This is a genomic window from Streptomyces sp. NPDC059787 (assembly GCF_042732315.1).
Taxonomy (GTDB): domain Bacteria; phylum Actinomycetota; class Actinomycetes; order Streptomycetales; family Streptomycetaceae; genus Streptomyces; species Streptomyces atrovirens.
The window spans coordinates 52,296-73,041 of record NZ_JBHWHX010000022.1 but is presented as its reverse complement, the minus strand read 5'-3'; the positions used below and the strand labels follow the sequence as shown (position 1 = coordinate 73,041).

The 20,746-nt window shown below is 72.2% G+C and carries 18 protein-coding genes and 1 tRNA gene; 9 read left to right on the top strand and 10 right to left on the bottom strand.

The features are described from left to right. Positions 1-23: 23 nt before the first annotated feature. From ACFV5H_RS21640 to ACFV5H_RS21610, 7 genes are all read left to right on the top strand, one after another. Positions 24-3,137 carry a BTAD domain-containing putative transcriptional regulator gene (locus tag ACFV5H_RS21640; protein WP_385196729.1) on the top strand — a complete coding sequence of 1,038 codons (3,114 nt, stop codon included), beginning with the start codon at positions 24-26 and terminating at the stop codon, positions 3,135-3,137. A 444-nt stretch (positions 3,138-3,581) separates the two neighbouring features. Then, the gene (locus tag ACFV5H_RS21635) at positions 3,582-4,403 is read left to right on the top strand and encodes a hypothetical protein (protein ID WP_385196726.1); all 822 of its coding nucleotides are present in this window, start codon (positions 3,582-3,584) and stop codon (positions 4,401-4,403) included. A gap of 76 nt (positions 4,404-4,479) precedes the next feature. Beyond that, positions 4,480-5,025: a sigma-70 family RNA polymerase sigma factor gene (locus ACFV5H_RS21630; protein WP_385046075.1), complete on the top strand. Its 546-nt coding sequence runs from the start codon at positions 4,480-4,482 to the stop codon at positions 5,023-5,025. A gap of 136 nt (positions 5,026-5,161) precedes the next feature. After that, positions 5,162-5,734 carry a hypothetical protein gene (locus tag ACFV5H_RS21625; protein ID WP_385046072.1) on the top strand — a complete coding sequence of 191 codons (573 nt, stop codon included), beginning with the start codon at positions 5,162-5,164 and terminating at the stop codon, positions 5,732-5,734. A 14-nt stretch (positions 5,735-5,748) separates the two neighbouring features. Then, positions 5,749-7,026, top strand: coding sequence for a peptidoglycan-binding protein (locus ACFV5H_RS21620; RefSeq protein WP_385046069.1), 1,278 nt, complete (start codon positions 5,749-5,751; stop codon positions 7,024-7,026). Beyond that, positions 7,023-7,745: an ABC transporter ATP-binding protein gene (locus tag ACFV5H_RS21615; protein ID WP_385046066.1), complete on the top strand. Its 723-nt coding sequence runs from the start codon at positions 7,023-7,025 to the stop codon at positions 7,743-7,745. The genes ACFV5H_RS21620 and ACFV5H_RS21615 overlap by 4 nt, the downstream gene beginning before the upstream one ends. After that, positions 7,742-8,971 (top strand): ABC transporter permease, encoded by a 1,230-nt coding sequence (locus tag ACFV5H_RS21610; protein WP_385046063.1) that lies wholly within the window; start codon positions 7,742-7,744, stop codon positions 8,969-8,971. Before ACFV5H_RS21615 ends, ACFV5H_RS21610 begins: the two co-directional genes overlap by 4 nt. A 77-nt stretch (positions 8,972-9,048) precedes the next feature. Here ACFV5H_RS21610 and ACFV5H_RS21605 read toward each other — a convergent pair whose 3' ends face one another. Continuing rightward, entirely contained in the window at positions 9,049-9,402 is a 354-nt protein-coding gene (locus ACFV5H_RS21605) for an SH3 domain-containing protein (RefSeq protein ID WP_385046061.1), read from the bottom strand. Between the two features lie 269 nt (positions 9,403-9,671). Between ACFV5H_RS21605 and ACFV5H_RS21600 the strand changes: the two genes are divergently transcribed. Further along, positions 9,672-11,348 carry an ATP-binding protein gene (locus ACFV5H_RS21600; RefSeq protein WP_385196723.1) on the top strand — a complete coding sequence of 559 codons (1,677 nt, stop codon included), beginning with the start codon at positions 9,672-9,674 and terminating at the stop codon, positions 11,346-11,348. On the opposite strand, the gene ACFV5H_RS21595 is transcribed toward ACFV5H_RS21600, so the two are convergent. From ACFV5H_RS21595 to ACFV5H_RS21555, 9 genes are all read right to left on the bottom strand, one after another. After that, positions 11,309-12,016 carry a response regulator transcription factor gene (locus ACFV5H_RS21595; RefSeq protein WP_385046056.1) on the bottom strand — a complete coding sequence of 236 codons (708 nt, stop codon included), beginning with the start codon at positions 12,014-12,016 and terminating at the stop codon, positions 11,309-11,311. The two genes, ACFV5H_RS21600 and ACFV5H_RS21595, sit on opposite strands and share 40 nt — an antisense overlap. A 204-nt stretch (positions 12,017-12,220) precedes the next feature. Further along, positions 12,221-12,982 (bottom strand): hypothetical protein, encoded by a 762-nt coding sequence (locus ACFV5H_RS21590; RefSeq protein WP_385046053.1) that lies wholly within the window; start codon positions 12,980-12,982, stop codon positions 12,221-12,223. A 344-nt stretch (positions 12,983-13,326) separates the two neighbouring features. Beyond that, positions 13,327-13,401 (bottom strand) — tRNA-Leu (locus ACFV5H_RS21585). Between the two features lie 234 nt (positions 13,402-13,635). After that, positions 13,636-14,340, bottom strand: a complete 705-nt coding sequence (locus tag ACFV5H_RS21580; RefSeq protein ID WP_385196721.1) for a 2-phosphosulfolactate phosphatase — start codon at positions 14,338-14,340, stop codon at positions 13,636-13,638. 443 nt (positions 14,341-14,783) lie between these two features. Continuing rightward, the gene (locus ACFV5H_RS21575) at positions 14,784-16,406 is read right to left on the bottom strand and encodes an ATP-binding cassette domain-containing protein (protein WP_385046239.1); all 1,623 of its coding nucleotides are present in this window, start codon (positions 16,404-16,406) and stop codon (positions 14,784-14,786) included. 27 nt (positions 16,407-16,433) lie between these two features. After that, a complete protein-coding gene (locus ACFV5H_RS21570) occupies positions 16,434-17,606 on the bottom strand; it encodes an NADP-dependent malic enzyme (protein ID WP_385046047.1) in 1,173 nt (390 codons plus the stop codon). Continuing rightward, positions 17,603-18,940 carry a peptide ligase PGM1-related protein gene (locus ACFV5H_RS21565; protein ID WP_385196718.1) on the bottom strand — a complete coding sequence of 446 codons (1,338 nt, stop codon included), beginning with the start codon at positions 18,938-18,940 and terminating at the stop codon, positions 17,603-17,605. The genes ACFV5H_RS21570 and ACFV5H_RS21565 overlap by 4 nt, the downstream gene beginning before the upstream one ends. 23 nt (positions 18,941-18,963) lie before the next feature. Continuing rightward, positions 18,964-19,473, bottom strand: coding sequence for a response regulator transcription factor (locus ACFV5H_RS21560; protein ID WP_385196716.1), 510 nt, complete (start codon positions 19,471-19,473; stop codon positions 18,964-18,966). Between the two features lie 61 nt (positions 19,474-19,534). Next, entirely contained in the window at positions 19,535-20,296 is a 762-nt protein-coding gene (locus ACFV5H_RS21555) for a thioesterase II family protein (RefSeq protein WP_385046039.1), read from the bottom strand. 119 nt (positions 20,297-20,415) lie between these two features. Here ACFV5H_RS21555 and ACFV5H_RS21550 point away from each other — a divergent pair, with 119 nt between their 5' ends. Beyond that, positions 20,416-20,745, top strand: a complete 330-nt coding sequence (locus ACFV5H_RS21550) for a phosphopantetheine-binding protein (RefSeq protein ID WP_385046036.1) — start codon at positions 20,416-20,418, stop codon at positions 20,743-20,745. Position 20,746: the final 1 nt, after the last annotated feature.

Here is a 20,746-nt window from a genome sequence, read left to right as displayed (position 1 = left end):
ATGAAACTTCCGTTCGTTTTTCCGTGCTGGGTCCGGTTCGGGCGTGGCGCGGTGAACAGGAGCTGGACCTCGGATCGCCGCAGCAGCGCGTGGTGCTCGCGACGCTGCTGCTGGGCCGGGGGCGCCCGGTCGTCCTCGCCGAACTCATCCGTGCCGTCTGGGGCGAGGAGCCTCCGGCGGCCGCCGTGTCCGTCCTGCGGACCTATGTGTCGCGCCTGCGCAAGGTTCTGGAACCCGGACGGGATCCGGGCCGGCCGCCCGCACTGCTCGTCTCGGTCGGCGACGGCTACGTGATCCGGGTCCCGGAGGACTCCCTGGACCTCGCCGTGTTCGAACAGCGGGTCGCGGAGGCGAAGAGACGGCACGCCGCCGGCGAACTGTCCGCCGCCGGTGAACTGCTGCACACGGCGCTCGACGCATGGCAGGGACCGGCACTGGCGGGCCTCCCCGGCCCGCTGGCGGAGTCGGAGTGCTCATGGCTGGACGAGCAACGGCTCACCGTGCTGGAGACCCGGCTGGACATCGACATCACGCTCGGACGCCATGACACGGTCGTTCCCGAGCTGCTCTCGCTGGCCGCCAGACACCCGCTGCGCGAGCAGCTGTGCCGGCTGCTCATGCTGGCGCTGTACCGGTCCGGCCGGCAGGCCGGCGCACTGGAGGCCTACGGCAGGACACGGGACGCCCTGGTGACCGAGCTGGGCATCGAGCCGGGCGCACCGCTCAAGGACCTGCACCACCGCATCCTGACGGCCGACCCGTCCCTTCTCCCCGGCCCGTTCCCGGCCGCCGGCCCGTTCCCGACCCCGGCCGCCGGCCCGTTCCCGGCTTCCGGCCCGTTCCCGGCCGCCGGCCCGTTCCCGGCCCCGGCTTCCGGCCCATCCTCGGCCGCCGGCCCGTTCCCGGCCCCGGCCTCGTTCCCGGCCTCCGGCCCGTCCTCGGCCGCCGGCCCGTTCCCGGCCCCGGCCTCGTTCCCGGCCTCCGGCCCGTCCTCGGCCTCGTTCCCGGCAGCGGGCCCGACCCTGGTCACCGGCCCGTCCCCGGCCCTCGGCCCGTCCCCGTCCCCCCGCCCGGACCCCCCGGCCGAGCGCGTTTTCCCGGACCCGGTCGAGTACCCGGCCGCCCGTCCGGCGCAACTGCCCGCCGATCTGCCGGCCTTCGTCGGCCGGCACGCGGAACTCCAGCGGATACGGGCCCTGTTGCCCGAGGACGGCAGCCCGCCGGCGACCCTGGTGATCAGTGCGATCGGCGGCATGGGCGGCATCGGCAAGTCCGCCCTGGCCGTGCACTGGGCCCACGAGGTCGCCGACCGCTTCCCCGACGGGCAGCTCTACATCAACCTGCGCGGCTTCGACCCGACCGGCTCGGTCATGACACCCGACGAAGCCGTCCGGGTCTTCCTCGACGCGCTCGGTGTCCCCCCGCAGCGGATCCCCGGCGACTTCGACGCCCAGGTGGCGCTGTACCGCAGCGTCCTCGCGCGGCGGCGGGTACTGGTCCTGCTCGACAACGCCCGCGACACCGAGCAGGTCCGCCCGCTGCTGCCCGGCTCCCCGGGCTCCCTGGTCATCGTCACCAGCCGCAGCCGGCTGTCCGGACTGATCGCCGGGGAAGGGGCGCACCCGCTGACGCTGGACCAGATGACTCCCACCGAGGCGTTCGACCTCCTCGCCGCCCGCCTCGGCACCGACCGGCTGGCGGAGGAGCCGCGGGCGGCCGGCGAGATCATCGCGCGGTGCGGCCGGCTGCCGCTGGCGCTGGCCATCGTCGCCGCCCACGCCGGGGTCCGCCCCGGCTTCCCGCTCAGTGCCATCGCCGAGGAGGTACGGGAAAGCCACGGCAGCCTCGACGCCTTCGCCGGGGGCGACGACATCACCACCGACGTACGGGCCGTCTTCTCCTGGTCGTACAAGGCGCTGTCCGCCCCGGCCGCCCGGCTGTTCCGCCTGCTGGGCCTGCACTGCGGCCCCGACGTCTCCGTACCCGCCGTCGCCGCGCTCGCCGGGCTCCCGCCGCGCGAAACCCGCGGCCTGCTCGGCGAACTCACCCGCGCCCACCTGCTCACGGAACACTTCCCGGGCCGCTGCACCCTGCACGACCTGCTGCGCGTCTACGCCGCCGAACGGGCCCGCGCCGAGGAGACGGCACGGGAGCGGGACGCGGCCGTCGAGCGGCTGCTGACCTGGTACCTGCACACCGCCGACGCCACCTACCCGCACATCACCCCCAACCGCCGCCGGATCCCGCTGGAACCGCTGCCGGACGGGTGCCGGCCGCTGGTGTTCACCACGCGCGAGGAGGCCCTGGAGTGGTGCGAGACCGAGCGGCCCAACCTGGTGGGCGCGGTGCACCAGGCCGCCGGGTCCGGGCAGCCGGGCATCGCATGGCGGCTGCCCGCCGTCCTGTGGGGGTTCTTCTACCTGCGCAGCCATACGCACGAATGGCTCGACACCGCCACCACGGGACTGGCCGCCGCCCGCGCCGCCCACGACCGCAAGGGCGAGGCCCAGGCGCTCGCGGACAGGTCGGCGGCGCTGCGCGACTCCGGCAGGCTGGAGGAGGCCATCGGTCCGCTGCGCGAGGCCATGGCCATCTTCCGGGACCTCGGGAACGCGGCGGGCAGGACGGCCACCGTGGCCAACCTGGGCGACGCGTACCTGCAGGCCGGCCACCTCCGCAAGGCCGTCGAGTACACGCGCCGGGGACTGGCCATCGCCCGGGCCACCGGCAACGTATGGAGCCAGGGCATCGCCCTGTCCAACCTGGGCGACGCCTACCAGCGGCTCGGCCGGTTCGACGAGGCCGTCGACTGCCTGGAGCAGGCGCTCGCCATCCTGCGGGCCCACGACAACCGCTGGGTCGAAGGCATCACCCTGGACATCCTCGGCACGGTGCACCGCCGGCTCCACCGCTACGACGAGGCGGTCGAGCACTACCACCAGGCGCTCAAGACCCACCGGGACATCGGCAACCGGTGGGGGGAGGGCCACACCCTGGGCAACCTCGGGGACGCCCAGCTCGGTGCCGGGGAGTCCGAGGCGGCGCGCGGCAGTTGGCTGGAGGCGCTGGCGATCCTCTCGGAGTGCGACCACGCGGACGCCGAGAAGGTCCGCGAGCGACTCGCCCGACTGGACTGAGTCCGCACCGTCCGACACACGTCTCCTTCGATCAGGACCCGGCCGCGGCAGGGGGGAAAGCAGCGGCCGGGCACCCGTACAACGGGAGGCGGGTGAGGAAGGTTCAACTCCCGGGCCGGAGCCTCACGGGGGGCCGTCCGGTGCGGTCTCGACCACCCCGGTATTTTCTGATTAGTGTCGGTGTAGGCGCATTTTTCCCGTCGGCGTGAACCAATGCGCTCCCGGACTCGTTGGATCCTTCGGATTCCGCCGAGCCCGTCGGACACCACAACGGGCTGTTCGGTCACTTCGGTTCAAGGCGGGAGGAAGGAGGCGGGCACCCATGCGCACGGGTACGGGAGGCGTCGTCGGCGGACCCGGTGTCCCGCCGCTCCCGCTGTTCCGGGCGTGGGGCGATCCGTCTCCCGTCGATTCCGCTCCGCCCGTGTGAGGAGGGCAGCAGCCATGGTCCGCTTCGAAGTGCACATCTCCGACGAGGGGTTCGCCGGCATCGACGGGGAGCCCCTGGCCCTCGACGAGGGCCGGTCCGTGCACGAGGCCGTGCTGGACCGGCTGCGGCAGTACGCGGAGCAGCGGGGCGCCCCGGTCGAGGCGACGGTGAACGACGGACCCGGCACCACCCACTTCGTCCTCCAGGTCGCCCCCGACGGCTCCAGCCGAGTCGTCATCCCCACGGACCCGGCCTCGGCACCAGCACCGGAATCGGAACCGGCCCCCGACCCGGGCCCCGTCCCCGCCTCGGCCCGACCCACCGCCGGAGCGCCGCGCTCCGCTCCACTGCCGGCCGCCCTGGCCGAAACCGTCACCCGTATCAACGCGTTGACGTCCGACGGCCGGCTCGACGAGGCGTCCGCCGCCGCGACCGCGCTCCGCGAGAACCTGACGGCCTCCCTGGGCGCCGAGCACCCGGACACCCTGGAGGCGCGGGCGATGGAGGCGTACCTGGCCCATCTGCGAGGTGACCACCGCGAGGCCACGGTGCTGGCCCTGGACGTGGCCCGGACCATGTGCCGGACCGGTGACGCGCAGGCCCCCGCGGCGGTGGCGCGGGCGGCCGCCGCCTGGCGACGGCTGGACGACGACCGGACCGCTGTCACCCACGGACGCGAACTCCTGCGCCTGTGCGACAGCCTGCACGGCGCAGGCCTGCTGCCTCCCGACCACGCCGACCTGGCCCGCCGGGTCCGCAGACGGCTGGAGAAACTGACGTCCCGATGTACGGGGTCGTCAACCGCACGTCAAACGAATGTGGAACGTTCCCGGTAAGACTCCGTCCCACGGCGGCTCCGGCCCGCGGTCCCCCATGACCGGGCCCGGACACCCCAAGGAGCGGGAGCACACCATGAACGTGACGGTCATCGGGTCGGCGAACGCGCCCTCACCCGAGGAGCGGGCGATGCGTGACCTCTACGTGGAACACGGCCCGGCGCTCCACGCGTACGTTCTGCGCATGCTGGGCGGCGACACGCACCGCACGGAGGACGTCATCCAGGAGACGTTGCTGCGCTGCTGGACCAAGCGGAACCTGGCCGACGGCGAGGGCATGGCCGTACGCCCCTGGATGTTCCGCGTCGCCCGCAACATCGTGATCGACGCGCACCGTATGCGCACGGCCCGGCCGGCGGAGATCGGCGGCGTCACCTGGCTCGCCGAACTGGGCGCCGAGGCGGACGACGTCGACCGTGTGCTGTCGTCCATCGTCCTGCGCGACGCCCTGGACGCCCTGACCCCCGTCCACCGCGAGGCCCTGGAGGCCACCTTCTTCGCCGACCGCAGCACCCAGCAGGCGGCCACCACCCTCGGCGTCCCCCAGGGCACGGTGAAGTCCCGCGTCCACTACGCCCTGCGCAGCCTCAGAACGGTCCTGGAGGAACGCGGGGCGCGCTGAGCGGACCGGCCGCGGTGCCCACCCGCGGTCGCACGAACGGCTGACAGGTTCTTCAAAAGTTCTTCATCGGTGCCGTCCTACGGTCGGTCTGCCCGCCGCGTCCGCGGACGGGCTCGGCAGGAGAGCGGGAGAACCGGTGAGGGCGAATCGGGTACTGCTGGCCGTGGCGGCCTCGGTCGTGGCGCTGGCGTTGACCGGCTGCGGGGGCGACGAGGGCGACTCGGAGATCCCGACGGCCGCGAGCGGCGGCGCGGCCACGCCGTCCGCCGGCTCGGACGCGCAGGGCGGCGGGGACGACGTGGCAGCCTATGTGCAGGCACAGCGCGGGTACGTGAAGTGCCTGCGGGAGAACGGGGTCGACGCCCCGGACCCGGACGAGAAGGGGAACATCGACTTCGGCGACAGCCTGGACCTGAAGAAGGACGCGAAGTTCCGGGCGGCCACGGAGAAGTGCGCCGAACACCTGGCGGCCGTGCCCGAGAGCATCGAGAAGGGCAACCAGTCCAAGCTCACCGCCGAGCAGATCAAGGTGAAGCAGCAGTACGCGAAGTGCATGCAGGAGAACGGCGCCGCCGACTTCCCCGACCCGGGGCCCGACGGCCTCGGACAGGGCGACTGGGACCAGAGCTCCGCCGGTGCGAAGCGGGCCATCCGGATCTGCGGGCCGATCGTGGGCGTTCCGGAGAACCCGGGCCCCGGCAAGGGCTGACCGTGGCGGATACGGTGACACGGATCGATGACGAGTCCGAGGCGGTGTCCGAACCGCCACGCGGCGTACGGGGACGGCGTACGGCGCTGATCGCCCTGGCCGTGGTCGTCGTGGCGGCGGTCGCCGTGGTGGGCGCCCTGGGCCTCGGCGGTGGTGAGGACGAGAGCGCGGGCGCACCGCCCCGGACCGGTTCGCTGGTCGAGGTGGCCCGGGCCACGCTGACCGAACGCACCCAGGTGGACGGCCAGTTGGGGTACGGAACGGAGATACCCCTGCCGGTCAAGGCGACCGGGACCGTGACCGGACTGCCCGAGGCGGGGACCACGGTGAAGCGCGGCGACACACTGCTGCGTGTCGACGACCGCCCGGTGGTGCTGTTGTACGGGTCGCTGCCCATGTACCGGGACCTGGGGCTGACCACCACCGCGCCCGAGGCCGACACCGCGTCCGGCGGCGAGGCCGCGCCCGGGGCCGGCACCACGGCTTCCGGCGAGGGCAAGACGGACGGCGGGACCGGTGGCGGCACCGCCGCGAGCCCTTCCGCGCAGCCGGCGCCGACGGGCACCGGGTCCACCACGGTGACGGAGCTCAAGGGCATGGACGTCCTGCAGTTCGAGACGAACCTGGCCGCGCTCGGCTACACCGGCTTCACGGTGGACGAGAGGTTCACCGACAGGACGGCGGACGCCGTCGAGCGGTGGCAGAAGTCGCTCGGGGTACCCGAGACCGGCAGGGTCGGCATCGGGGACGTCATCTACTCCGCCGGCAAGGTGCGGATCGGCCGGCCGGGCGTCCGGCTGGGCGAGGCCGTCGCCGAGAACGCCCTCACGTACACCGGGACGGCACGCAAGGTCGTCGTCAACGCCTCGGCCGCCGACGCCTCCTGGGCCGTACGCGGCGCGGCCGTCCGGGTCGGGCTGCCCGACGGCAGGACCGTACGGGGCGAGGTGGCGTCGGTGGGCAGACAGGCCAGTGCGCCCGAGGGCGGTTCCGGCGAGGACGGTTCGGGGCAGGGCGGGGCGACCCTGCCGGTGACCGTCACCATCGAGGACCAGAAGTCCGTGGGACGGCTGGAGAGCGGCCCCGTCACCGTCGAGTACGTCGGCCGCGAGGCCAAGGACGTGCTGACCGTTCCGGTCGCCGCGCTGGTGGCGCTCGCGGAGGGCGGGCACGGGCTGGAGACGGCGGACGGCGGCTTCATCGCCGTGAGGACCGGACTGTTCGCCGACGGCAAGGTGGAAGTGAGCGGTTCCGCGGTGCGCGCGGGACTGAAGGTGAGGATTCCCGAATGAGCGGCGGAGAGCGGGCCGTCGTCGAGTTCGACGCCGTCTCGAAGACGTACCCGGGCCCGGTGGCCGCGGTCCGGGACGTGAGTCTGCGGATCGGACGCGGGGAACTGGTCGGGGTGGTCGGCCCGTCCGGCTCCGGCAAGTCCAGCATGCTCAACCTCATGGGCAGCCTGGACCGGCCCACTTCGGGCCGGGTCCTGGTCGACGGCCACGACGTGGCGGAACTGTCCGACCGCGAGGTCTCCGCGCTGCGGGCCACCCGGATCGGCTTCGTCTTCCAGCAGTTCCACCTCGCGGTCGGGGTACCGGTCCTGGACTCGGTGGCGGACGGACTGCTCTACGCGGGCGTCCCGATGCGGCGGCGCCGGGCCAGGGCCGCGGCGGCGCTGGCCCGGGTCGGGCTCAGCCACCGTGTCCGGCACCTGCCCCACCAGCTCTCCGGCGGTGAGCGGCAGCGGGTCGCCGTGGCCCGTGCCGTGGTCGGTGAACCCTCGGTCCTGCTCGCGGACGAGCCGACCGGCAACCTCGACTCCGCGTCGGGCGCGGCCGTGCTCGCCCTGCTGCGCGAACTGCACGCGGCCGGCACCACCGTCGTGGTCATCACGCACGACCGAGAGATAGCCGCGCAGCTCCCGCGACGCATCGAGATGCGCGACGGACGCGTGGTCACCGACACGTCGGCCGACACGTCGGCCGGCCCGTCGATCGGGGCGACCCGATGACGGACAGCACCCCCGGCTCCTCCCGGCGGGACCCGGGCGACCGGCTGCGGGCCGCCCGGCTCGGGCCCGCGGACGTCGTACGGCTCGGCGGTACGGGGCTGCGGACGCGTCCGCTGAGGGTCTTCCTCTCGGCGCTCGGCATCGCCATCGGCGTCGCCGCGATGATCGCGGTGGTCGGCATCTCCGGCTCCGGACAGGCGGAGGTGGACCGGCGGCTCGACGCCCTCGGCACGAATCTGCTGCGGGTGGCCCCGGGCGAGTCCCTGACGGGCGAGAAGGCCGAACTGCCCTACGAGGCCGTCTCGATGGTCCGTCGTATCCCGCCGGTGCGGCAGGTGGCCGCCACCGGCGCGACCGACGCGCACGTCTACCGCAACGACCACATCGCCATCGGCCGGACCGGCTCCCTGACCGTGCTCGCGGCCGGCACCGATCTCCTGCCGGCCGTCGGCGGGCAGGTCCGCAGGGGACGCTGGCTGGACTCCGCGACCGACGAGTACCCGGCTGTGGTGCTCGGTGCCACCGCCGCCCAACGGCTCGACGTGTACACGCCTGGCACCCGGGTCTGGCTCGGCGACCGCTGGTTCTCGCTGATCGGCGTCCTCGATCCGGTACCGCTGGCACCGGAACTCGACGGCGCCGCCCTGGTCGGATGGTCGGCGGCCCGGACCTATCTGCGCTTCGACGGCCATCCGTCGACGGTGTACGTCCGCGCGGAGGACAGCCGGGTCGCGGCGGTACGGGCGGTGCTCCCGGCCACGGCGTACCCGCAGAAGCCGGGCGAGGTGCGCATCTCACGGCCCTCCGACGCGCTCGCGGCCCGCGAGGCCACCGAGTCGGCACTGACCGGGCTGCTGCTCGGTCTGGGCGGGGTCGCCCTGCTCGTCGGCGGTGTGGGCGTGGGCAACACCATGGTCATCTCGGTACTGGAACGGCGTCCCGAGATCGGTCTGCGGCGCGCGCTCGGGGCGACCAAGGGCCAGATCCGCACGCAGTTCGTGACGGAGTCACTGCTGCTGTCCCTCATCGGGGGCCTCGGCGGAACGGTCCTGGGGACACTGATCACGGCGGGATACGCCCTCAGCCGCGACTGGCCGACGGTGGTCCCGGCGTGGGCGAGCCTGGCGGGCATCGCCTCGACCCTGGCCATCGGCATGATCGCCGGACTGTACCCGGCGGTCCGCGCGAGCAGGCTGTCCCCGACGGAGGCGCTGTCCGGCACATGAACACCGCCGGGCGTCCCCGGTCGGGGACGCCCGGCGGTGTTCATCACTGCGTGGTGCCCGGTGTGACGAAGGGACCGTCAGAAGCCGCAGTGGACGAAGCTGCCGCCGTCGCTCAGCAGGTCGTCACGGATCCAGCCGGTGACACCGGTGGCGTCGTTCCTGACGTACGTCCAGGTGTAGCCGTCGTTGCCGACGGTGTAGCAGTGGTAGTCCAGCGACTGCGTGTTGTAGGCGACGCCCTTGATGGTGCAGCTGGTGCTGGAACCGCTGCGCTCGTTGGCCCCGTTGGCCGTCTTGCCCCACGAGCTGCCGTCCTTGTCGGAGACGGTCGTGCCGCACGAGGCGTGCGCGGCGGCCGGCGTCGCCAGGGACAGCGGAACCGCCACGGCGACGGCCGCGAGCACGGGCACGAATGCCGCGAGTCGTTTCATGATGTACCCCCTGTGTGTCGTGTTGTCACTGCCGCGTTCGCCGCCGGACGAGGCCGGAGCGAAGGCGGTGGCCTCCGCATCGGCAGGGACGCGAGCGGCCGTATGTACGATCACACCCGAATTAAGGTGAAGAAATGATTCCGTCATGGAGTGGCCGCTTTTCGCTTATGCGGGGCCCAAAAGCGTCAAATTGATAGGAATAAGCCATTCCTGATGGGTGTTGGCCGACAACGCCCTCTTGAATTCCGGAAACGATCGAGGGAGACACGGTGAGCTTTCGGCTTCGCGTTCTCGGCATGCTCATGCTGGTGGCGCTGGCCGCCACCGCCGCGACCGCATGGCTGACGCTGCGTCAGGCCAACCGCCAGGTCCAGGAGACCGTCACGGCCGGGGAGCAGGAGGTCTCCCGGATCACCGGCGCACTGCGGGCGTACGGGTTCGCGCACGGCACCTGGGAGGGGCTGTCGCCCACGGTGGCCGGGCTCGCCCGGGACACCGGCCAGCGCATCCGGGTCGTCACGGAGACGGGCGTCCTGCTCGCCGACTCCGACGCCCTCGCCGGCCGCGACCCCCGCCCGCCGAGCAGCCGGCCCGCGGTCCTGGTCGACCCGCGCCCCGCCCTGCGGTTCCCGGAGGGCCAGGCACCGCGGACCTCGGTGAAACTCACCGCCACGGCGATCGCCGACTACCGCGCGACGGTGGCGTACGCGACCTGTCTGACCGGGGCCGGAGCGGAGCCGACGGCCGCCGCGGACGACATCGGCGTCCCCCGGATCAGCACCGGCCGGCGGCCCGCGCAGTGCCCCGAGCCGAAGCCGGGGGCGAACCCGCCGACCACACGGGACGTCGAGGCGGTCCAGCCGTGCGGGACCGAGCGGCGGCCCACCGCCTGTCTGCAACGGGCGTTCGGCGAACGGACCGCCTCCGTCGCCCCGCCCCGCCTGGAGATCCGCCTGGGCGTACGCGACGAGTCACCGCCCACCCTGGCCGCCGCCCCCACCGTGGCCGTCGCGATGGGGGTCGCCCTCGCCGCCGTCCTCGGCGCCCTGCTCCTGAGCAGGGCCGTACTGCGCCCCGTCCGGGCCATGACACTGGCCGCGAAGGGCCTCGGCGAGGGCGACCTGGAACGCAGGGTCCCCGTCTCCGGCCGGGACGAGATCGCCCAACTCGGCGGCGCCTTCAACCGCATGGCCGACTCCCTCCAGGCGGGCGAGGAGCGCCAGCGCCGCCTCATCGGTGACATCGCGCACGAACTGCGCACCCCGCTGGCCAATCTGCGCGGCTATCTGGAGGCGCTGCGGGACGACGTCGTCGAACCGACCCCCGAACTGCTCGCCTCCCTGCACGAGGAGGCGCTGCTGCAGCAGCGGATCGTGGACGACCTCCAGGACCTCGCACTGGCGGAGGCCGGCGCGCTCACCTACCACCCCACCGAGGTCGACCTGAGGGAGCTGCTGGAGACCGGCCGCACGGCCCACCGCGCCCAGGCCGACGCGGCGGGCGTCACGCTCGGACTGGAGGCGCCCGGCCCGGTGTTCGTGACCGCCGACCCCGACCGGCTGCGTCAGGTCGTCGGCAACCTGGTCGGCAACGCGATACGGGCGACCGCGGCGGGCGGCAGCGTGACCCTGGCCGTGACACCCCGGCGCGAACTGGCCGTCGTGGAAGTGCGCGACACCGGCAAGGGGATAGCGGCCGAGGACCTGCCGCACCTCTTCGACCGCTTCTGGCGGGCGGACGCCTCCCGGGGCCGGGCGACCGGCGGAAGCGGCCTGGGCCTGTCCATCGCCCGCCAGATCGTCACCGACCACCGGGGCACGATCGAGGTGCGCAGCACCGTCGGGGCGGGCACGACGTTCACCGTGGTCCTGCCCATGGCTCCGGGCGGCGGACGTGCGGACGCCGGTCAGGGGGACGCCGGGTCCGGGCCGTCGTTGAGGCGGTAGCCCCGGCCGTACACCGTCTCCAGATGGCGGGGGCGCCCGGGGTCCGCCTCCAGCTTCCGGCGCAGGTTCATCACATGCGCGTCGACGGTCCGCTCCTGCACGTCGTGGTCGAAGCCGAAGACCCGCTCGATGATCTGCGCCCGGGTGAAGACCCTGCCCGGCTCCCGCGCCAGCGCCTCCAGGACGGCGAACTCCTTGGCGGTCAGCACCACGGGCTGACCCGCCACCCGGACCTCGAAGCGCGCGGTGTCCAGCACCACCGCGCCGACCCGCAGCACCGCGGGCTCCGCCGCGCCGGCGGCCTTCCGCGACCTGCGCAGCAGCGCCCGTACCCGTGCGGTCAGCTCACGGGGGCTGTAGGGCTTGGTGAGGTAGTCGTCGGCGCCCAGGTCGAGGCCGAGGAGCATGTCCTCCTCGGTGGTGCGGGCGGTGAGGAGAAGAATGGGCACATCGGATTCGGCCCGCAGGATGCGGCACACGTCGAGCCCGTCGACCAGCGGCAGCATCACATCGAGCACGATGAGATCGGGTTTCGACGAGCGGGCCTTCTCCAACGCCGCCCGGCCGTCACCCACGACCTGTACCGCGTTGCCTTCCCGCTCCAGGTAGATCCGGACCAGCCGGGCCTGTTTCTCGTCGTCCTCGGCCACCAGAATCCGAGCGCTCACCGATTCTCCCCCAGCAAGATCCTCCGCTTCCCCGAACGCTAGTACACCCGGCCCGTGCCCGCCCGTGCTCTCCGGTGTCGCGGTGCTTTTCTCCGCCGCCGGCCTGCCGCCCCTGCCCGGCCCTCTGGGTGCCTGGGCGTCCCTGACTCCGGTCACCGCGTACACGGGGCCCCGGCCCTGACGGGGTGGCGGGCCCTCGCGGGCTCAGGCTCCGCCCTCCCGGGCGTCGTCCGGGAGCGTGGCGGTGTCCTCGGCCGGCGGGGCCTCGATGGTCACGGGCCGGTCGATGTCGAGGAAGGTGACGGTCAGGTCGAGCGGCCCGCCGCCGGTACCGGTGCCGGCGCCGGTCCGCACACCGTCGATCCGGGTCTGCCACCGGAACCGTTTGGCGCGGTTGTCGCCGTCGACCCACAGGTCCATGGTGAGGGTGTCGGGGGTGCGCAGCCCCACGAACTGGTCGAGGCCTTCGACCAGACGTTCCCGGGTCGCCTCGTCCGGGGCGGCGTCACGGGCGGCGCGCAGACTTCCGGAGGTGACCGTTCCCCTGTAGTGCGTGGTCCTGGTGCCGTCGACCGTCTCGGTCCCGACCACCCGCACGTCCTTGGACCCGGTCAGGAGGGTGGACTGCACGACCGGGCTGCTCTCCAGCTGACGGGGCAGCACGCCGTAGGAGTCGTTGTCCACGGTGAGGCCTCCCCACCCGGCCGGGTCCGCCCTGAACCAACGCTTGCCCTCCACCGCCTTGCCGACGTACATCACCTCGTCGACGAACCGGACCGGCAGCGGGCCGTCCCCGTCCTGACCGGCCGTGCTCATCTCCATGCTCATCGCCGGTGGATCCGTCCTCATGAACGCGTCGGCCTCCAGCCGGCCCGTCTCCGGCACGGTCCCGGTGATCCGGTAGTGGAGCGACGCGATGTCCGCGGAGTTCGCCGCCGCCTCGGCCACGGCCGTCGCGGGCGTCACCCCGGACGGCTCCCCCTTCCCGGAACCACTCCCGCCCTCACCTCCGCAGGCCCCCGCTCCTCCGGCGACCAGCACGACGGCGAACGCCGCTCCCATCACTCCGCGCGGTACGGAACCACACGATGAATTCCCCACAATTCCCCCCAGTATCAACGCGGTTGACCTTTGTCAGGGCTGTGAGCGTATCCCGGCGTGTGTTCTGTGATCCGCCGGATTCCTACGGGGCGCACGCGACAGGAGTGGTGTCACCGACCGTGTTCCGCAAGGCCGGGACGCGGAAGGAGCCGGAGGCCGACGGTTGTCGCCGACCACGGATCCGGGCAGGCGGGCGGCGTTCGGGAAGGGGCGGGGCGGTCGGATTCGAACCGACGTCCTCCGAGATGCTGTCGCGGCGCACTACCTCTGTGCTACGACCCCGCCCTGCCGGTGATCATAGTCTCCGCACACGGCGACGAACAGGGGACAAAGGCTGCCGAGGCCGCCACCAGTACTCCGCACGCCTCCCTCCGGAACCCCGCTCACCGACCCGTGGATCTCCCCGTGCCCCTCGCCGAGGATCTCGGGCGCCGGCCGGCCTCGTCGGCTTCTGTGACGTGGTCCGTCGCGTACCGGAGGCCGGCTCGCGCGTGGCGGGAACCGGACCTCGCCAGGGGTCAGGCCGAAGCCTCGCCGGCGGGCTGGGGCACGGCGCACGGACGCAGGACCGTCAGCGAGTCCTCCGGGGTCGCCACCATGGCGAAGGGGAACCGGTCGAGTTCAAGGCAGAGTGCGACGTCATCGGGGTGGGCTCCTTGGCGTACGCCCTCCGTCAGTTCGGTGGCGGCCCGTGACTCGCCGGCGCGGCGGAGGAACTCGGCCGCGTCCGTCCTCCCGGCCTCGGTGGCCCTCCGGGCGATGTACTGAGCGCACGCCAGGTCCTCATCGGCCCGCCCGTCCTCGCCGGTGACCACGAACGTGACACCGTCGCACTCACGTGCCCGCAGGAGCCGGGCCGTCGCCTCCGCGACCACGAAGCCGGCACACAGCACCAGCGAGGCGTCCTTGACCGCGAGGGCGCCGACCGTCCCCGCCGTGGTCTTCTGTACGACGGTCCGTCCGCCGAGGTCGACGGACCGCAGCAGGCCCGGCGAGTTGACCATGTCGAACCCGTCCGCCGGCGCACCGTCCTTGAGCGCCACCCAGTCCGGGTGGCGAGCCTTGAGCGCCAGGGCCTCGTCCAGTGACCCGGCGAGAACGATCTTCTCCGCCCCCTGGCCGAAGGCCCAGGCGGCCACCGTGTAGGCACGCATGACGTCGACCACGACCGCCACGGACGGGGCTTCGGCCAGCTGGGAGATGCCAAGAAAGCGAGCGTCCATCCGGTCATGATCACGCATGCCCGGTCCGAAGCACCCGGACGGTGACGCGCATCACACCGACGGTCATGGGGTCGCCCGCACATGGACGGGATCCATGGACACGCGGCAGAAGGTGGCGGCCCGGGGCTTGTTTCCGAGGGGTGCCGAAGCTCTCAGGGTCGTGGAGCGGCGGTCTCGCGCAGTCCGAAGCCGAGGCACCGGCAGCCGAGCACCTCCCGCAGCCGCTCCCGCGTCGCCGGCGAGCAGGCCCGGTACCCGGCCGCGGTCGGCGGACGGCTCCACGAGGCCGGTCCCGTCGTAGTGACGCAGCGTGCGGACGCTCACGTCGGCCGGCTCGGCCACGCGCCCCACGGTCAGGTGTTCCTCCATGATCCTCGGCTGATCGACCGAGGTGTCGAAGGACTCACCCACGATCTTCAGGTCGGCGCTCCCCTGCCCGCGGTTCACAGCAGCTCAGGGTCACCGGTCCGAAAGCCGTCGGCTTCGAGCTGCCACCAACGGGTGAGGCCGATGCCGCGCAGAAAGGCACGGTCGTGGCTCACGACGACGAGCGCCCCCTGGTAGCCGGCCAGCGCCCGGACGAGTTCGTCGATGCTGGCCAGGTCCAGGTTGTTGGTGGGTTCGTCCAGCATCAGGAGCTGGGGCGCCGGTTCGGCGAGCAGGAGCGCCGCCAGGGTCGCCCGGAAGCGTTCCCCGCCGGACAGGTCCGCCACCAGACGGTCCGCGGTACGGCCCTTGAAGAGCAGCCGGGCCAGCCGGGCGCGTATCTCGTTGTCCGACGAGTGCGGGGCGAATCGCGCCACGTTCTCGATGATCGACGAGCCCTCATCGAGCAGGCCGAGCCGCTGCGGAAGGTGGCGCGACGGCACGTGCACCTCGATACGCCCGTCCTGCGGCGGTATCTCCCCGGCGAGCGTCCGCAGGAGGGTCGTCTTGCCGGCCCCGTTGCCCCCGGTCAGCGCGATGCGTTCCGGGCCGTGCACCCGGACGTCCCCCAGATGGGTTCCGGTGCGCAGGCGCGCGGCGTGGAGGGAGAGGACGGCGCGTTCGGCGGGGACCACGGTGCCGGGCAGGTCCGTTCGCATGACGGCGGTCTCCCTCACCCGGTCCTGCGCGTCGGTGAGCCGCTCCCGCGCCGTCGCCAGGCGTTCCTCGTGCGCCCCCTGACGCTTTCCGGCCGACACCTGCGCGGCCCGCTTCTTGTACTGGGCCGTTCCCTTGTCGAACTTGTTCCGGGCCGACTGGGTCCTGCCGTACCGGGCGCTCCGGGCCTGGCGCGTCTGCGCGTCGGCCAGCGTCCGCCGCTCCCGGGACACCTCGCTCTGTGCGTTGCGCACGGAGCGGGCCGCCGCCTCCTGCTCGGCGGCGACGTGTGCCTCGTACGCGTCGAGATTGCCCCCGAAGGTGCGCAGGCCCTCGGGGGTCAGCTCGGCGATGTGGTCCACCCGTGCCAGGAGCTCCCTGTCATGGCTGACGGTGACCACGATCCCCCGGTGCCGGGCCAGTGCCTGGTACAGGTAGGCACGGGCACGGCCGTCCAGGTTGTTGGTGGGTTCGTCCAGCAGGAGGACGTCGGGACGCTCCAGCAGCAGCGCGGTCAGCCGGAGCAGCACCGTCTCGCCGCCGGACATCTCGCCCACGGTGCGCTCCAGACCGATGTGGGCCAGGCCGAGCTGGGCAAGAGCGGCCAGAGCGCGCTCCTCCACGTCCCAGTCGTCACCCACCGCGGTGAAGTGCTCCTCACGCACGTCGCCGGACTCGATGGCCCGTACGGCGGCCCGGACGTGGGCGATTCCCAGGACCTCGTCCACGCGCAGCGACGGTTCCACCGAGAAGTCCTGCGGAAGGTGGCCGGTCCTTCCGCTGACGCGGACGGTCCCTGCGTCGGGAGTCCGCAGTCCCACGAGGGTCTGCAGGAGCGTGGACTTCCCGCTGCCGTTGACCCCGATGAGTCCGGTGTGGCCGTGACCGGCGGTCCAGGAGATCTCCTTCAGTACCGAGGTGCCGTCGGGAAGGGTGACGGAGACGTCGGCGCATACGACGGATGCGCTGGTGGGCGTGGACAGGGCTGCCTCCGTGAGGAATTGTCGCGGTCACACCCGTCCGGCGGCCCGGACGACCGCACGGGCCACGGCCGGCGCGACACGGGGGTCCAGGGAATGCGGCACGATCCGGTCCGCCGTCAGGGAGTCCTCGGCGATGCCGGCGATCGCGTCCGCCGCGGCGAGCTTCATCTCCGTGGTGATGAACCGGACGCCGGCGTCGAGGGCGCCGCGGAAGATGCCGGGTGAAGCCAGGGTGTTGATGATCTGGTTGGGGTGGTTGCTCCCCCCGGTGCCCACGACCGCGGCATACCGGGCGGCCAGACCGGGATCGACCTCGGGCACCGGACTGGACAGCGCGAAGACGATCGGGTCGGGCGCCATCGTGGCGATCAGGGACTCGGGGACGGTCGCCGTGCACAGGCCGATGACGGCGTCGGCGTCGCGGAGAGCCTCCGCCGGTCCGCCCCGCAGGCCCCGGGGGTTGGTACGGGCGGCCAGCGCCGCCTTGACCGGACTCAGTCCGCCGCGGCCGTCGAACAGGATGCCGCGGGAATCGAGCACGGTGACGTCATGGACACCGGCGGCCAGCAGGAGGTCCGCGGTGGCGGAGCCCGCCGCGCCGGCGCCGAGCACCACGATCCGGCTTGTGCCGACCCGCCGTCCGAGCAGCCTGCACGCGCCGTGCAGGCCCGCCAGGACGGCTGTCGCCGTCCCGTGCTGGTCGTCGTGGAGTACGGGGCAGTCCAGCGCGGCCCTGGCCCTCTGCTCCAGCTCGAAGCAGAGGGGAGCGGCCACGTCCTCGATGCAGACGGCGCCGAACGACGGGCGGAGCCGCACCAGGACGTCGACCATCTCGTCGACGTCCGACGAGTCGAGGACCAGGGGGATGGCGTTCAGCCCGGCGAAATGCTTGAAGAGGGCGGCCTTCCCCTCCATGACCGGCAGGGCGGCGGCGGGTCCCACATCACCCAGGCCGAGCACAGCGGAGCCGTTGGTCACGATGGCGACGAGCCGGCTCGCCCAGGTGTAGCGGGCGGCGAGCGAGGGATCCTCCGCGATGGCCCGGCTGACCTCCGCCACACCGGGTGTGTAGGCGACGGAGAGGTTTTCCGGAGTGTCGAGCGGGAGTGTGCAGCCCGTCGAGAGCTTCCCTCCGCTGTGTGCCGCGAATATCTCCGACTCCTGGAGCCGGACTTGTGCCCGCGCGTCGACGACGGTCATACCGTCCTCCCGGGCTGTGCGAGGAGACCGGCCAGGGCGCGCTCCAGCCGCTCGGCGTGCTCGGTGCTCTCGGCCACCACGCAGTACTCGCCGTAGCCGCCGGACGAGCTGTTGTCCTCGACGGTGACGAGTACCCCGGTGCGGGACACGGGGTCGTAGGCCAGGCCGCTGTCCGACAGACGCTCGAGGACGGCAGGCGGGAAGGTGCATCGCCGCTGTTCCACGAGTACGCGTTCGTCGGGGAACAGCGGCCCCACGATCCTTTCGCCGATGTGGTAGGCGTGCGTGGAGCCGCTGACCCGGCAGTTGAACTCGTTGATCAGGACCCGCCGACCGGGTGTCAGGATGGCGTCGACGCTGACCGTGCCGCGGTAGCCCATCGCGTGGATGGCGGAGCACAACGCGTGTGCCTCGTCCAGGAACCCGTCGAAGCCGGCGAGCCCGGCGGCAGGCGCGGGCCAGATGTGGCCGTTCAGCACGGGTTCCATCCGCATGGCGCCGTGTCCGGCGAGTTCGACGCCCCGCCCGGTGAGACGGAACTCCGAGCAGAGGGGCAGTGAGCCGGTGAAGTACCGCTCCACGACGACCGGGCTGCGGCCGGAGTCGGTCAGCCAGTACCAACGTTCCGCCAGGTACTTGGCCAGTTCCTCGCGATCGGCCGCGACCACCGTTCTGAGGGCTCCCACCGGCTCGACACCCGGCACCGGGCTGACGACCTCGTTGCCGAAACCGGCGACGTGGTAGTCCTGCTTGAGAATGGCGGGCCGCCCCTGGGACAGCAGGTTGTCCCAAACGTACTCCTCGGTCTCGTCCTGAGTGGCGCAGACCCGGCCCTCGGGAACGGAGACACCACAGCCGGCGGCGAGAGCGCGAAAGGCCGCCTTGCTGTTGAGGAGTTTTCCGCCTCCCTGGTCCAGGAACCCGAAGCCCGGTGTCAGGGAGTCCAGCCCGAGCACCTTCGCCACGGAGGCGATGGTGCTGTCGAAGTGGAAAGGAAAGATCTCCCGTATTCCGTGCGCCGTGACAAGCCGATTCAGCTGCCGCAGGAAGTCGTTGTTCATCAGCCGGTCCCGGGAGAGCAGACCGGATCCGTAACTGCCGGTCGGCGGGACGACGACCTCGACGGTTCCGCGGTCGATGTCCAAGAGCCCGGTGACGTAGTCGAGGAAACGCTCGTCCGGCTGCACGGGGAGCACGAGAACATCCCCCTCCTGCAGGGACCAGGTCATGCGCTGGGCCTGGTTGCCGAGATACTCGCGATACTCCGGGGAGAGTATCTGCAAGTCTCCGACCATTTCCTCGGTCCGCTGGTTGCTGACGATCAGCTTGGCCATGAGAGGAGACTCTCCTTCCGTCCCTAGACGAGTTTCAAACCGAGTGCGACCCGTGTGAGTTCGGCCTTGTTTCCCACCCCGAACTTCGTCCGCACCCGCTTGACGTAGGTGTCGACCGTGTGCCGGCTGATGCCGACCCGCCGGGCCACCTGATCGTGCGTCATTCCCGACGCGATGAACTGGAGCACCTCCTGCTCCCGCGGGGACAGCGGGGTCACCCAGTCGTGGCCCGCCGCCGGTGCGTGAGGCGCCGGGGCGGTCCGCCGGCCGCTCACCCGGCGAAGCACCTCCTCGGGCTGGGCGTCGGCGCTCAGGGGGACGATCTCCGGCCTGTGGCGTCCGGCGGTCCGGACCGCCCGTGCGGGTCCCCGTTCCAGGAACTCCTCCTCGACGACGAGGATGTCGATGTTCTCCAGGTTCCCTGGCAGCTCGTGGTCCGAGACGTGCACGACGTCGCACGAGGTATGCGTGGTCAAGAGGTGCTTCAGCCCCAGAAGCACGAGGGGGTGCCGGTGGCAGATCGCGGTTCGCATGGGGGAAGCATCCGGTCCCCTCTTCCCGATCCGGTCCCGCCCGGCTCCTGCGCCGGTCCGGTCACATCCTGTTCAGCACCGACGACAGCACCCGTGAGGCCCATTTGGACAGGTAGAAGTGCCCGCCGGGGAACTGCTCGATGGTCACGGGCCCGGTGAAGTGCCCGTCCCACGCGTGCAGGGCCTCGACCGTCACCGCGGGGTCGTCCGTCCCGCCGAAGACGGCGGCCGCGCAGTCCAGAGAGGGCTCGGGAACGTGGCGGTAGCGATCCAGCAGCGTGAAGTCGGCGCGGATGGCGGGGGTGATGAGCGGCCACAGCTGCTCCGACGCGGCGATCTGAGCCGGGATGCCGCCGAGCCGGCCCACCTCCGCGATCAGTTCCCCGTCGTCCAGGCCCTCCAGGGAGGGCAGACGCCGCTCGCGGTCGGGCGATCCGTAGCCCGACAGGGCGATCAGCTCGGGCAGGTCCCGGCCCTCGCGGCGCTGCTGCCGGGCGGTCTCGTAGGCGAGGACGGCGCCCATGCTGTGGCCGAGGAAGACATGCCGGCGTCCGCGGGCGTCCTCGGTGACGAGGCGGGCCGCGGCGGCGGCCAGATCGCCCATGTGCCGGAACGGGGGGACGTCCAGCATGTCCTGTCTGCCGGGAAGTTGCAGCGCGCGCAGCCCGACCGTGGTCGGCAGGAGCGCGGTCCAGGGCTGGTAGAAGGTCGCGCTTCCGCCCGCGTAGGGGAAGCAGTAGAGAAGGATCTCGGGGTCGCCGTCGGATCCGTAGGCCCGTAGCTGAAGGTCCGGCCGGACGGTCGGCGTGACCTCGGTCGTCATGGCAGTCACAGTGGCCAGCGTCTCCCCTTCGCACCGCCGTGTCATGTCCCCTGAACCAGGGTCACCCTTTTCTGCGGCGTGCTCGCCGATCGTCGCGAAGGAAGCATGAGGCCAACACCATGCGCGGCATTGCATCACGACGAAAGGTTGGTCTGGTGGCCATTCTCCGGGATCGGCCAGAGGTGCTGGAAAAGCTGGCACGCATCTGGTGCAGGACATTGAAAGTGGATTCTGTGGACGTCCACGACGACTTCTTCGGACTGGGCGGCAACTCGCTCTCGGCCATTCGCGTCAGCATGCTCGCCGCGAAGGAGTTCCACGTCGATGTGCCGGCCGCCGACCTGATCGCCGACTCGCTCTTCGGCTCCATGGCCGAGCGGATCGGGACGGCCCTGCAGCACGCCGAGAACAGAGAACTGGCCATCACTTCGACCGGAACCGAGGCCTGAC